Here is a 13,419-nt window from a genome sequence, read left to right as displayed (position 1 = left end):
AATTATTACTACTTTTGGTATCCAAACGAATTAATTAAGGAAAGGAGTATAACTATGGCAGCAAGTCCGTCGCAAATACAATCGGTTTTAGAATCATTTCTGACATCCACCGTTGAGAAGATGGTAGCCGATACCAAACTGAACGATATCAGCGATATTTATGTACAGGCAGATGCTGAAAGTGGCGAATTGCAGGTATATGATGAGGATGAAAATCTGGTAGACAAAACCATTATTTTTGACTGGGTGAATAACTCGGAAGAAGAAAATGCCTTCAACAAACGCGTCATTACGGCCGTCAAACAGGCTTTGTCGACTTTGGTAGCCAAGAACGTGTTTGAGAATCCGCGTTTTGTCAAGCCGTTGTCAATCAGTCTGACCGACGAATCGTTCGTAGTCATCGACGAACTCTTGTTTTTAGATGATGATACCTTGCGCCTCGACGACCCGCTTCTGAAAGATTTGGATGCAGATTTAGATGATTTTTTGGCTAAACTTCTTTCAGATGTCAAATAGAGTTTATATCTTTGCGGCGGTTTAAAGAAAGCTGAATTCAACTTGCAAATGCAACAGAATTCTGATTAATAATTTGTTTAAATTTTTCGTTTGGCGTGAGGTATCCAAGTCTTTTACGAGGTCGATTATTGAGTTTATTTTCAATCCACTTAATCTGTTTGTTGGTTACTTCACTAAAGTCCTTACCCTTTGGGATATACTGCCTGATAAGCCCGTTGGTGTTTTCATTGGCACCACGTTCCCATGAGTGGTATGGTTTGCAAAAATAGAATTTTATTTCCAATTTTTGCGCAATTTCCTCGTGCTTTGCAAACTCCTTTCCATTGTCAGCCGTAATTGTGTGTATTAAGTTTTTCACTTTCCGCAGTGCCCATACTGCAATCTTAGCTACCGGGATGGCTTCTTTTCCCGACAACTTGCGTATCCAGACCCTGCTTGTTGCTCTGTCGTTAATGGTAAGAATGGCACCTTTGTGGTTCTTACCAATAATTGTATCTATCTCTAAATCACCAAATCTCTCCTTCAGTTCCACTATCTCGGGACGCTCATCAATATCCACCCTGCCTGGGATAAATCCTCGCCCTGCATTTTTAGAACCACGTTTGGCATACCTGCGACCTTGTCTGCGAAGATATTTGTGCAGTTTGCCACCCCGCCGCTTATCCTCCCAAATCCAGCGATATATCGTTTCGTGAGATACCATCGCAATTCCCTCCAAGCGGCTCCTGCCGACAATCTGCTCCGGGCTGAATCCTTTCTTCAACAGCTTTATTATCCGTTTTCTCATTGCCGGTGTAAGCACTTCCTTGCGATGTTTTTGCTGCTTGCGCCTGTCTGCTTTTCGCTGGGCAAGCTCCATGCTATAGCTACCACTTCGGGCGTCGCAATTGCGCTTTATCTCCCTGTAAACAGTGCTTTTATCTACTCCGATAGCTTCCGCTATTGCTTTTTTGCTCATCGGTATTTGCAACATCATAGAAATTGCATACCTTTGTTCCTCGGTTATATGTTTGCTCATCTGCAACTTTTTTTTCTTTGGACGGACAATTAAAGCAAAGATAGCAAACTTTATCCATTCAGAGTGAGAGAAAGGGGGACATTGTCTCTCTTTCCTCTCTGAAAAATAAATGTTTTTATTGCTTATTATCCGCACCCAAAAAGTTGCATTTATAAGTTGAACTCAAGAAAATCATTGCCGAAATGGCTCAGTTGGTAGAGCGACGCATTCGTAATGCGTAGGTCACGGGTTCGAGTCCCGTTTTCGGCTCTGTGGAGCAGCTATTTTTTGATAGCTGCTCTTTTTGTTTTTTGCCTTTCCGGAAGGCGTTAATTTCCTGCCTATGTTTTCATCAATTCCTGCCTACCTTTTCATGAAAATACGCCGGTTTTTTGTTCAAAAGTAACGAGAGTTAAAAATCAGCGTCTGATTTTTCATCCACTTTGATCCCATTTCATCCACATTGATCCCATTTCGTCCACATTGATCCACACTGATCCACATTGATCCACACTGCGATTTTGGGCTGCCGTATCTTTGTTTCGTGACAAGAGAGGAAGAGGCGCTGTTGCCGAACCCATAAAAACTTGTCCTGATACTTATATGGCAAGGCCAGTAAAATTAGGATTAGATTATTTCCCGATCGACACTCATGTATTGAAAGATATCAAAATACGGCGTTTGATGAAGAAGCATAAAACGCCGGGTGTCCTTCTGTATTTTATGCTTTTGTGTGATATCTACGAAAGCTCATTCTATGTGCAGGTTGATCAAGACTATTTGTTCGATCTGTCGGACCAGTTGGACATCGAAGATGAGGAAGTGAAAACCATGCTTGACTATATGGTTGAAATCGGCTTGTTCGATGCCGGATTGTGGAAACAGAGTATTCTGACGTCTAAAGCCATTCAGGAACGGTACATCGCGGCGAAGGGCCGTTACCTGAATGAACGGAAATTGGAGAAGCAATACTTGCTTGTTCCGGTTACGGCAGTGAAAGAAGAAATGGCAGCGAATACATCAGTTAACGCAGAGGAAACTCTCATTTCCGCAGCTGAAACGCCAGTTCAAACCGTGGAAAGTGCACAAAGTAAAGAAAAGGATAGTAAAGAAAATGAAAGTATATTTATAATTGAGAGAGAGAGTGGCGCGCCTGCGCGCGAAAACGATCAATCGTTATTGAAAGATCAATGGGATCAGTGGAAAATGGATCTGCTGAATGACGGCGACTGGTGTAACCTACTGATTCGCATCAGTGGGAAAGGCACTTCATTGCTGGAAAATGCCTATGATGCCATGAGATACTTCGACGATTTCAATCTTTTGCGGGCACTCGGAGATACCGTAAGGACCCGGAAAGAATATCAATCGCGGTTCATCGCCTGGTGGCGACATAACCATTGGGAAACGGATATGCAGATTTTGGCCGGAAGCAAAACGGCGGCGATCCCGCAAGTCAGGATCAACAAGCCGGCGGCACGGAAATCAAGATACGAAGAAATGATGCAGGTAGCAGAAGAAGCAAAATTATTAACCCAACAAATGTTTGAAAACCATGGCTTTGGATATTCGTTTACAAATGGCATTGAGACAGCCTCCGATTACACAGTTTGACAATCAGTTTGTCAGTAAAAGAATGGTTGATCTGCTTTCCGATACGTATATGCTGTTGGGCTTTAAAATCCCGATGCGGCATGAACTCACTTTGCTGGCGGCACAACTGACCAAAGACCTCTATGAAAGCTACGGCTTTTTACGGATGGAAGAGGTTTGCATCTGTTTTGAATTAGGAGCGAAAGAGGAGTTTGGCGACTACGTCGGACTGAATTACAGGACTTTCAGTAAATGGTTGAAAGGCTATAAAATGAGTGATCTCCGGTATCGTGCCGTCAAGCGGGCAGAACAGGAAAAGAATGTCCGGGCGTTACCAGGCGTAAGTAAGGAATACAATGACGAGTGCATGAACCGTTTGCTTATCAGACGGTTTCATGACTATAAAGCTCATCCGGATTCCGAAATTCCGTTAGCCAGTATCCTTTACCAAGAATTGCAAAGCCGGGGCATTATTCGTAATACGCTGGAAGAAAAGCTCAATGCCATGGCCCAGTTTGAACGCTGGCGGCCGCAGAACCAACGGCACTTCAGCGAAGATTATCGCCAGTCTATGATCAAACTCAAGGCTCAGGAATGGTTGTTGAAGCAATATTTTAATTCGGTAGAGCGCTTGCCGTTTGAGTCTATTCGGATCAGTTGAGAATTTCCGGATAATAAAAATCTTTTTTCTCAACATTGTATGTATTATCTTTGTTTACATAAATAGATAATCATTAAAAGCAGGAAGTATGAAGCGAGTTTATTTGTTGATATTGGCGTTGGTTGCCTGGATGGCGGTTCCGGCTCAAGCCCAGTTTAAGTGGGGTATTAAAGGTGGTGCTAATATATCGAGCATCCACTTTACAAATTTGCCGGAGAATTTTTCTACGGAGAATCTGACGGGTTTTCATATCGGTCCGACCATTGAACTGATGGCTCCGTTAGTGGGACTGGGTTTTGATGCCTCTATTCTGTATTCGCAGACAGGTATGGAAATAGGCACACAGACGGTCAAGTCTGATTATTTGAATATACCGGTCAATTTGAAATGGAAGATTGGCATTCCGGCTGTGAAGGTGTTTGCTGCAGCAGGTCCGTATGTCGGTTTCCGTCTGGGCGGTGGCAAGTTCTGGGACGTTCTGAGCGATCAGATTGAATCCAAATCCTTCAGTGCCGGCCTGAATATAGGAGCCGGTGTGGAGCTGATCCAGCATTTGCAGATCAGTGCGACCTATCAGTTGGGCTTGACTGACAATTATAGTATAAAGAAGTTGGAAATAGACGGAAAGAACCGTGGCTGGCTGATTTCGGCAGCGATTCTGTTCTAAGGTGATAAAAACGATTTGGAGGAAATAAGTTGGCTGGACTTCTGAAGATTGGAGTCTGGCCAACTTGTTTTTTATGGGGAAAGTGCTTTGTTTGCTTGTATCTGTTTGTATCTTTGCTCTACAATGAGTACCTACGCAGATGTCATACTCCCGCTTCCGCTGGAGAATCAATATACGTATCGGATTCCGGCCGACTTGGAGTCGCTGGTGGTCCGTGGCAGTCGTGTGATTGTGCATTTCGGAAAGAAACGCTTTTACACGGCGATTGTGGTAGATGTGCACGATCGTCAGCCGCAGACGGACTATGAAGTGAAGGAAATCTTTTCGATTTTGGATGCGACACCTATTTTACGCCGTCCGCAATTACGCTTCTGGGAATGGATTGCCTCATATTATATCTGTAAACTGGGCGATGTCTATAAGGCGGCCTTGCCTTCCGGCCTGAAGCTGGAAAGCGAGACAACAGTTACTTATAACCCCGACTATGAGGCTGATGCTCCGTTGAAACCCAACGAGCAGGCAGTATTGGATGCTTTCGGACGGAATGTAGTCAAGCAGACGGTTTCTGATTTGGAGAAGAAAACCGGTTTGCGTAACATTGTTCCGGTTATTGCTTCGCTGATGGGGAAAGGAGCTGTGGGTGTCAATGAGGAACTGAAACAAGGTTTTGTTCCTAAGACGCAGACGTATGTCCGACTACATCCCGACTGGGCAACCGAAGACCGGATGCAGGAAGCCTTTGATGTCGTGAAACGGGCAAAGAAACAGGAGCAACTGCTGGTCAGCTTTCTCGATTTGACCCACGCATTGAATCCGGTGCTAAAGCAGGAAGTTTCGAAAAAGGAATTGTTGGAGAAAAGCGGGCAGAGTGCTGCGATTCTCGATGGTTTATTGAAACGGGGCATCTTGCAGAGTTATGAGAAAGAAGTCAGCCGCCTGCAGACAAGGATGTGCCGTCTGGAAGAACCGCATGCCTTAACCGACGAACAACAGGCGGCGTACGGAAAGATTCTGGATGTCTTTGCCGAAAAGGAAGTGTGCCTGTTACATGGAGTTACTTCGTCGGGAAAGACCGAAATCTATATTCATTTGATCCGGCAGGTCTTGAGAAGTGGGAGACAAGTACTTTATCTCTTGCCCGAGATTGCGATTACGACGCAGATAACCGACCGTCTGGTGAAGATATTCGGGGATCAGTTGTTGGTATATCACTCCAAATTCTCGGACAACGAACGGGTGGAAGTATGGAACAAGCTGTTGCATGGCAAAGGTCCGATGCTGGTTTTGGGCGTGCGTTCGTCGATCTTCCTACCGTTTAGCAGTCTGGGATTAATTATCGTTGATGAGGAACACGAAACGACCTATAAGCAACAGGATCCGGCGCCTCGTTATCATGCCCGTAATGCAGCTATTATTCTGGCACAGATGCATGGGGGCAAAGTGCTGTTGGGTTCGGCTACGCCGTCGATCGACTCTTATTTCAATGCCATGACCGGCAAGTTCGGCTTGGTAGAGTTGCCGGTTCGTTACGGAGCCGCTTCGCCTCCTGAGATGATCCTGGCCAATATCCGCGAATTGAAAAGGCGGAAGCAGATGAAAGATACGCTTTTCTCACCAATCCTGATAGAGAAGATGCGGCAGGCGCTCGAAAGCGGACAACAGGTGATCTTGTTTCAGAATCGCCGTGGCTTTGCGCCGATGATAGAATGTAAGGACTGCGGTTGGATTCCGCGTTGCCAGCACTGTGATGTGAGCATGACCTATCATAAGTTTCACCAGAAGCTGGTGTGTCATTATTGTGGCTTTACTGTGCGTGTTCCGTCAGAATGCCCGGAATGCCATTCGGTGAATATCCGTCCGTTGGGCTTTGGCACTGAAAAGGTGGAAGAAGAGATCGCTTTGCTCTTTCCTGCTGCACGGGTGGCCCGGATGGATTTGGATACAGCCCGTACGCGTACAGCCTATGAACGGATCATTGGCGACTTTGAGAAGCAGAAGACTGATATTCTAATCGGTACGCAAATGATTTCGAAAGGACTGGATTTCAGTCATGTGGCCGTGGTGGGTATTCTGAACGCCGACGGTCTGATGAATTATCCGGACTTTCGGGCACATGAAAGGGCTTTCCAGCTGATGATGCAGGTGAGCGGCCGCACCGGAAGACGGGATAAACAGGGTGTCGTAGTCTTGCAGACTTCGCAACCCGATCATCCGTTAATCCAGATGGTGACGCAGCGGGCATATAAGGAAATGGTCAGCTGGCAACTGGCGGAACGGAGCATGTTCCGTTATCCGCCTTATTACCGCCTGATTATCCTGGTTCTTCGGTCGAAGAATCCGACGGTGCTCGATGAACAATCGCGGCAGTATGCTGAACGGTTGCGCCGGCGCTTGGGCGACCGCGTGCTGGGTCCTGTTACGCCGCCTGTTTCCTATATCCAGCTGCTTCATATTCGCAAGATCGTGATGAAAATCGAGATTGCCGCTTCAATCCCGCAAGTCCGTGACATACTGGAGTCCGTGCAGCAGGAGATGAAGCAGAGCACGGAGTTCCGTCAATTGCTGGTACATTATGATGTGGATCCGTTGTAAGTAGGAGAGGTTTCAGAAGCTTGCCGGTTTATAAGTTCCCCCAGCAACCGAAGCCTTGTTTATCCGTCGATTTGAAAGCAAACAAACTCAAAATATATGGAAAAGAAATACAAAATCCTATTTGTGTGTTTAGGGAATATTTGCCGGTCGCCGTCGGCCGAAGCAGTGATGAAGAAGCTGGTGAAAGATGCCGGAATGGCAGATCGTTTTCTGATTGACTCGGCCGGTATTATCGGTTATCATGAAGGAGAACCTGCTGATCCGCGGATGCGAGCCCATGCTATCCGTCGGGGCTATCGGTTGGATTCCATTTCCCGTCCGGTCCAGACACAGGATTTCTATGATTTCGATCTGATTATCGGAATGGATAATCGGAATGTAGACGACTTGAAGGAAATGGCTCCCGATCTGGATTCGGAGAAGAAAGTTCATCAGATGATGGAATATGCGACGAATCGGCTGTACGATTATGTCTCTGATCCCTATTATAGTGGAGCAGAAGGTTTTGAGCTTGTCCTCGACCTGCTGGAAGATGCCTGCCGAGGACTTCTGGCCCGTGTTATTTCTTCTTCAAGTCAGGATAACTGATGCGGGTGTGATACATGATCTTCAGCTTCTCGATGAAGACCTGCTTGATGGATTCCACATCCCGGAAGGTGAGCGGAGCGTTCTTCAGCAATCCGTCGGCAATCTGCGTCTCGATGATCTTATTGACCAGTTGCTGAATACCTTCCACGGTGTGTTCCTTCAGGCTGCGTGAAGCCGCTTCGACCGAGTCCGCCATCATTACAATGGCCGTTTCTTTGGAGAATGGATTCGGTCCGGGATAAGTAAACAGTTCTTCATTCACTTCCCTGTCGGGATATTTGTTCTTAAAAGAGTTGTAGAAATACTTGGCTTTACCGCGTCCGTGGTGGGTGCGGATAAAATCAATAATTTCTTTGGGCAAAGAGGCTTTCTCTGCAATCTTGACTCCTTCTGTGACGTGGCTGATCACCATCTGAGCACTTTCTTCGAATGACAGACCGTCGTGCGGATTCTGCTGGTTCTGATTTTCGGTGAAGAAGATCGGATTACACATCTTGCCTATATCGTGATACATGGCTCCGGTTCTGACCAGCTGTGCATTGGCTCCAATTTTGGCAGCTGCTTCGGAAGCGATGATGGAGACTTGCAGTGAGTGTTGGAAGGTGCCTGGACACGTCTCACTCAGTTTCTTCAAGATGCCTGAATTGATGTTCGACAGTTCCACTAATGTTATGGTTGATAGATAGCCGAATGTCTTTTCCAGCATATAGACGAGAACATAGGTAAACATAAGCAGGATAAGGTTGATGCCGAAGTAAAGCATCATCATCCAATGGATTTTGTTGAGGTCGGCATCCTGGTAAAGCACCAGTCCCAAGTAGGCAAGTGCGTATGATAGGAAGACGAAGAACGAACAGCGCATCAGCTGGGATCGTTCAGATAATTCGCGCAGACTGAAAGTCACCACCATGCCGGCAATGATCTGCAGGATAAGGAACTCATGCGGGAAAGGTGCCATGATGGAGCAGACCAGCACAGTGATCAGGTGCGTGAACAAGGCCGTCCGCGAATCGAAGAACGTGCGGACCACAATCGGAACGATGGCATACGGAATGATATAGATGTTGAAAATGCTGTATGTTACACAGATCTCGGTTAGAAAGACAGGCATGAAAATACAGCATATCAGGAAAAAGGCATTACGCCGGTTATGCATGAACTTGATGCGGAACGACCATAAATAAAGCCAGTAGCAGAAGAGGATACCGAAGACGAGGATGATTTGTCCGGCCAGCATCAGGTTGTGCCGCTGATTTCCTCCGGATTTGGATTCATAGACTTTCTTTAAAGAACGAAGCACATTGTAAGTTTGGGAGTCAATGATCTCTCCCCGGTCGACAATGCGTTCGCCGGCCTGAACGACACCGGTCGAAATCGGGACGCTTTGCAGCAACTCCTGTTTGACGCGGTCGGACATATCAGTATCATAACTGACATTCTCAACCAGATAATTATTGATGTCGCATGCCTGCAGCAGCGATCGGTTTAACGTAGTAGGACAATTGTTGATAATAAACTCATAAGCCGATTTGACAGTGAAAAAGTCTGATACGTAGTGTGGAGAAGAAACGGTATTGCGCAGCAGATTAATCTGTGAATATCCTTCTGCGTGCAACTTCTCCATTTCTTCCGCTGAGATAATTCCGTTACCATACAGCTGCTGGAGCATCTTTTCAATATACTGCATATAAGCTGCTGTGACGCGCTGGTTCAGGCGACTGTTGTAATCGGCACGCAGTTTATCGATCTGGTTGGACTCGATTTCTTGGTTCACCCGGTAATACGGCTGGAACTTTTTCAATACGCTGTCTTGTTCTTCCTTCACCTGTGCGTCGGTTTTATAGATAGGAAAATTGGTCGGAGCCGTCAGCAGTCCGTAACGCCAGGGTTTCCCTTCGTAGAACTGATATTTGAACTTTGCGTCACGTGGAAAGAAGTAAGCCATCAGTAAGGCTGCTATGATAAAAAATATAGACGGATGTACGTTGTAATTCTTAATATTCATATCTCGTTTATTCGTTTTTGAGTTGATGAGTTGCCCCGGTTCTCGTTGGCAAGTTGATAAGGTTAACTTACAATCTCATAACCTTATAACCTCATTTATTCATAACCAGACAACTTCCCATATTCATTTGTCGGCGAAATGTACGCAAAAAAGTTTATTAACAGAAAAAAAAGGCGTACTTTTGCCCCAATATTATTTAATCCAGTAAGATTATGACTCAAAGAAAGGTAAGAGTCCGTTTTGCACCGAGCCCAACAGGAGCTTTGCATATCGGAGGAGTTCGTACAGCTTTATACAATTATCTATTTGCCAAGCAAAATGGCGGAGACTTGATTCTCCGTATTGAAGATACTGATTCACAGCGTTTCGTGCCGGGAGCAGAGGCTTATATTATTGAAGCACTTACCTGGTTAGGTATTCATTTCGATGAGGGAGTCGGTTTCGGAGGAAACTATGGCCCATATCGCCAGAGCGAACGTCGTGAAATATATAAGAAATATGTAGACCAGCTGTTGGAAGCCGGTCATGCCTATATTGCTTTTGATACTCCACAGGAACTGGAGGCAAAGCGGAAGGAAATTCCAAACTTCCAGTATGACGCATCTACCCGTATGCAGATGCGTAATTCACTGACTCTTTCTCCGGAAGAGACAAAGGCGCTGATAGATGCCGGCAATCAGTATGTTGTTCGTGTCAAGATTGAACCGAATGAAGACGTACATGTGCATGATTTGATTCGTGGAGAAGTAGTTATCAATTCATCAATTCTGGATGATAAGGTGCTGTATAAATCAGCAGACCAACTGCCAACCTATCACTTGGCTAACATTGTAGACGACCACCTGATGGAAGTAACACACGTGATCCGTGGTGAAGAGTGGTTGCCAAGTGCTCCGTTGCATGTTCTGCTGTATCGTTATTTCGGTTGGGCCGATACGATGCCTCAGTTTGCCCATCTGTCATTGCTGCTGAAGCCCGAAGGTAACGGAAAGCTGAGTAAGCGCGATGGCGACCGTCTGGGATTCCCGGTTTTCCCGTTGGAATGGCATGATCCGAAGACCGGTGATGTTTCTTCGGGTTATCGTGAAAGTGGCTATCTTCCGGAAGCGGTTGTCAACTTCCTGGCTTTGTTAGGCTGGAATCCGGGAAATGATCAGGAAGTGATGAGTATGGACGAACTGATCAAAGCCTTCAATCTGGCTCATTGCAGCAAGAGCGGTGCGAAGTTCGACTACGAGAAAGGAAAATGGTTTAATCACCAGTATATTCAGCGGAAAGACAACAAGGAAATTGCCGCTTTGTTCATGCCAATCTTGAAAGAGCATGGCGTGGAGGCTGATCCAGCCTATGTCGAGAAAGTGGTCGGCATGATGAAAGACCGCGTCAGCTTTATCAAGGAGCTGTGGAATGTATGTGCCTTCTTCTTTGTAGCTCCGACTGAATATGACGAAAAGACCCGGAAGAAACGCTGGAAAGAAGACAGCGCTGCCCAGCTGACAGAGTTCATCGAAGTCTTGCGCGCACATGAGCCGTTTGATATTGAAAGTACCGAAAATGTGGCAAAAGCCTGGATTGAAAGCAAAGGCTATCACTTGGGAAATATCATGAATGCCACCCGTTTGGCTTTAGTTGGCGAAGGCAAGGGTCCGCATATCTTTGATATCACAGAAGCCTTGGGTAAGGAAGAAACGATTCGTCGTATCCAGCGTGCTATTGACGTTTTGGGATAAGAAGAAATGAAGCAGACCGTTGATAAAGTGACGGATTGACGGGACTTCATTTGATAATAGAAATAAAACAAACAGAGTGGATAAGTTGATAAGCAGATGAATAAACAAGGAAAGATAAGACTTCAGTCCTTGTTAATTTGTTCTCTTGTCAACTTGTCTACTTATTAACCTCCTAAATAACCATGTACAGCCTGCTTATTCATTTATACTCCCTGATCATCGAATTGATCGCTCCGTTTCATAAGAAAGCACGGACCATGCGTCTGGGGCAATGGCGTACCAACCGTATTCTGCGTACACAGATTCAGCCGGGAGAAAAATATATCTGGTTCCATGCGGCCTCGTTGGGCGAGTTTGAGCAAGGACGGCCTATGATGGAGAGGATCAAGGCCCGGTATCCGCAATATAAAATCCTGCTGACATTCTTTTCTCCTTCGGGATATGAGGTACGCAAGAATTATGCCGGTGCCGATGTCATTTGCTATCTGCCCTTCGACACTCCTTATCGGGTGAACAAATTCCTGAAGCTGGCACATCCGGTAGCTGCCGTCTTTATCAAATATGAATTTTGGGGGAATTATTTAGCCGCTCTCAAGAAACGGAATATTCCGGTTTATATTATCTCCGCCATTTTCCGTCCTGACCAGTTGTTCTTCCAGTGGTTTGGCGCTCCTTATCGGAAAATGTTACACTGCTTCACGCACTTGTATGTGCAAGATGAACGTTCAAAGGCGTTGTTGGCCGAATATGGCATTCACAATGTGACAGTAACAGGCGATACGCGTTTCGACCGGGTTCAGGAAGTTCGGAATCAGGCCAAGGATTTGCCGCTGATCGACAAGTTCGTGCATAATGAAAAAGGAGAGAAACTGCTGACATTAGTGGCAGGCAGTTCCTGGCCACAGGATGAACAGGTAATTATTCCGTATTTCAACAAGCAGGAACGGATGAAACTGATCATTGCTCCGCACGAAATTCACCAGAGTCATCTGGTTTCGATTGCAGCACTGCTGGAACGGCCTTTTATCCGTCTGACGGAAGTCCAGTCAGAAAAAGACTTGGAAGGTAAGGATTGCCTGATTATAGATAACTTTGGCCTCTTATCCTCAGTCTATCGGTATGGCGAGATGGCCTATATCGGTGGTGGTTTTGGAGTCGGCATCCACAATACACTCGAAGCGGCTGTTTATGGTATTCCGGTGCTGTTCGGTCCGAATTATAAGAAGTTTAAGGAAGCCAAAGACTTAATAGAGGTTGGCGGTGGTTTCTCAATTCATTCGATAGCAGAGTTTGAAGATAAGATGAACGAGTTTATCACGCACCCGGAAGTGATGCAGGCCGCCGGAAAAGCCGCAGGCGATTTCGTGGCCAGCCAGGTAGGTGCGACCGATAAAATACTTTCCGACATTTTGCCTGCGCTTGATCATTGACAATCTAAAAATATTCCTAGTAGTGAATGGATAATTGCAATCGGAGTTCGCCGGTCAATTATCCATTCTTTATTTTCCGCACTTGATTATTCTCTAAGATGTAATGTTCTCCGCTTTCCGGACAGACAGCGTGGCCGTGTTTGTCGAATTCGAGGCGGCAGCCGTATTCACTGACCCAGCCGATTTGTCGGGACGGATTGCCTACGACTAAGGCATAAGGCGGAATGTCTTTGGTAACAACGGCTCCCGCTCCGATGAGGGCATATTCGCCGATGTCATGTCCGCAGACAATGGTGGCATTGGCTCCGATGGTGGCTCCTCGTTTCACACGGGTACTCCGGTATTCATGCTTGCGGGAAATGGCGCTTCTCGGATTGATTACATTGGTGAAGACACAACTGGGTCCTAAGAAAACTTCGTCTTCACAGATAACACCGGTATAGACAGACACGTTGTTCTGAATCTTTACCTGATTACCGATTTCTACACCGGGCGAGATGACTACATTTTGCCCGATATTACAATACTTCCCGATACGGCAGCCTGACATGATGTGCGAGAAGTGCCAGATGTGTGTGCCTTCTCCGATCTGACAGCCTTCGTCGATGACGGCTGTTGGATGTGCTTCGTAGTTTCCCAT

11 protein-coding genes and 1 tRNA gene are annotated in these 13,419 nt (G+C 46.1%); 9 read left to right on the top strand and 3 right to left on the bottom strand.

What is annotated here, in order from left to right; all coding sequences use genetic code 11:
* Positions 1 to 54 precede the first annotated feature (54 nt).
* Positions 55 to 516, top strand: coding sequence for a hypothetical protein (locus tag NEE14_RS08500; protein WP_251967745.1), 462 nt, complete (start codon positions 55 to 57; stop codon positions 514 to 516).
* 37 nt (positions 517 to 553) lie between these two features.
* On the opposite strand, the gene NEE14_RS08495 is transcribed toward NEE14_RS08500, so the two are convergent.
* Positions 554 to 1,534, bottom strand: coding sequence for an IS30-like element IS4351 family transposase (locus NEE14_RS08495; protein ID WP_005794072.1), 981 nt, complete (start codon positions 1,532 to 1,534; stop codon positions 554 to 556).
* Positions 1,535 to 1,710: 176 nt separating this feature from the next.
* On the opposite strand from NEE14_RS08495, the gene NEE14_RS08490 reads away from it, so the two are divergent.
* The 6 genes from NEE14_RS08490 (at position 1,711) to NEE14_RS08465 (ending at position 7,614) form a co-directional block, all read left to right on the top strand.
* Positions 1,711 to 1,783 (top strand) — tRNA-Thr (locus NEE14_RS08490).
* 333 nt (positions 1,784 to 2,116) lie between these two features.
* Positions 2,117 to 3,127: a DUF4373 domain-containing protein gene (locus NEE14_RS08485; protein ID WP_251967746.1), complete on the top strand. Its 1,011-nt coding sequence runs from the start codon at positions 2,117 to 2,119 to the stop codon at positions 3,125 to 3,127.
* On the top strand, positions 3,093 to 3,767 hold the full coding sequence (locus NEE14_RS08480; RefSeq protein WP_251967747.1) for a hypothetical protein: 675 nt from the start codon (positions 3,093 to 3,095) through the stop codon (positions 3,765 to 3,767). Before NEE14_RS08485 ends, NEE14_RS08480 begins: the two co-directional genes overlap by 35 nt.
* 88 nt (positions 3,768 to 3,855) lie before the next feature.
* Entirely contained in the window at positions 3,856 to 4,434 is a 579-nt protein-coding gene (locus NEE14_RS08475; RefSeq protein ID WP_251967748.1) for a porin family protein, read from the top strand.
* 123 nt (positions 4,435 to 4,557) lie between these two features.
* Positions 4,558 to 7,026: a replication restart helicase PriA gene (gene priA / locus NEE14_RS08470; protein WP_251967749.1), complete on the top strand. Its 2,469-nt coding sequence runs from the start codon at positions 4,558 to 4,560 to the stop codon at positions 7,024 to 7,026.
* A 96-nt stretch (positions 7,027 to 7,122) separates the two neighbouring features.
* Positions 7,123 to 7,614: a low molecular weight protein-tyrosine-phosphatase gene (locus NEE14_RS08465; protein ID WP_251967750.1), complete on the top strand. Its 492-nt coding sequence runs from the start codon at positions 7,123 to 7,125 to the stop codon at positions 7,612 to 7,614.
* Here the strand turns inward: NEE14_RS08465 and NEE14_RS08460 are convergent.
* Positions 7,586 to 9,619, bottom strand: coding sequence for an HD family phosphohydrolase (locus tag NEE14_RS08460; protein ID WP_251967751.1), 2,034 nt, complete (start codon positions 9,617 to 9,619; stop codon positions 7,586 to 7,588). The two genes, NEE14_RS08465 and NEE14_RS08460, sit on opposite strands and share 29 nt — an antisense overlap.
* Before the next feature lie 212 nt (positions 9,620 to 9,831).
* Between NEE14_RS08460 and gltX the strand changes: the two genes are divergently transcribed.
* Positions 9,832 to 11,349, top strand: a complete 1,518-nt coding sequence (gene gltX, locus NEE14_RS08455) for a glutamate--tRNA ligase (RefSeq protein WP_251967752.1) — start codon at positions 9,832 to 9,834, stop codon at positions 11,347 to 11,349.
* A 182-nt stretch (positions 11,350 to 11,531) separates the two neighbouring features.
* Entirely contained in the window at positions 11,532 to 12,779 is a 1,248-nt protein-coding gene (locus NEE14_RS08450) for a 3-deoxy-D-manno-octulosonic acid transferase (protein WP_251967753.1), read from the top strand.
* Between the two features lie 58 nt (positions 12,780 to 12,837).
* Here NEE14_RS08450 and NEE14_RS08445 read toward each other — a convergent pair whose 3' ends face one another.
* Positions 12,838 to 13,419 (bottom strand): acyltransferase, encoded by a 582-nt coding sequence (locus NEE14_RS08445; RefSeq protein ID WP_251967754.1) that lies wholly within the window; start codon positions 13,417 to 13,419, stop codon positions 12,838 to 12,840.

The organism is Parabacteroides sp. AD58 (genome assembly GCF_023744375.2).
GTDB classification, from domain to species: Bacteria; Bacteroidota; Bacteroidia; order Bacteroidales; family Tannerellaceae; genus Parabacteroides; species Parabacteroides absconsus.
The sequence above is the reverse complement of the archived record's forward strand: the minus strand, read 5'-3'. Positions and strand labels throughout refer to the sequence as shown.

Coding starts and splice junctions, on each gene's coding strand:
- NEE14_RS08500 (WP_251967745.1), top strand. CDS start 55: ATGGCAGCAAGTCCGTCGCAAATACAATCGGTTTTAGAATCATTTCTG.
- NEE14_RS08445 (WP_251967754.1), bottom strand. CDS start 13,419: ATGGGAAACTACGAAGCACATCCAACAGCCGTCATCGACGAAGGCTGT.
- gltX (WP_251967752.1), top strand. CDS start 9,832: ATGACTCAAAGAAAGGTAAGAGTCCGTTTTGCACCGAGCCCAACAGGA.
- NEE14_RS08450 (WP_251967753.1), top strand. CDS start 11,532: ATGTACAGCCTGCTTATTCATTTATACTCCCTGATCATCGAATTGATC.
- NEE14_RS08475 (WP_251967748.1), top strand. CDS start 3,856: ATGAAGCGAGTTTATTTGTTGATATTGGCGTTGGTTGCCTGGATGGCG.
- NEE14_RS08480 (WP_251967747.1), top strand. CDS start 3,093: ATGGCATTGAGACAGCCTCCGATTACACAGTTTGACAATCAGTTTGTC.
- priA (WP_251967749.1), top strand. CDS start 4,558: ATGAGTACCTACGCAGATGTCATACTCCCGCTTCCGCTGGAGAATCAA.
- NEE14_RS08465 (WP_251967750.1), top strand. CDS start 7,123: ATGGAAAAGAAATACAAAATCCTATTTGTGTGTTTAGGGAATATTTGC.
- NEE14_RS08485 (WP_251967746.1), top strand. CDS start 2,117: ATGGCAAGGCCAGTAAAATTAGGATTAGATTATTTCCCGATCGACACT.
- NEE14_RS08460 (WP_251967751.1), bottom strand. CDS start 9,619: ATGAATATTAAGAATTACAACGTACATCCGTCTATATTTTTTATCATA.
- NEE14_RS08495 (WP_005794072.1), bottom strand. CDS start 1,534: ATGAGCAAACATATAACCGAGGAACAAAGGTATGCAATTTCTATGATG.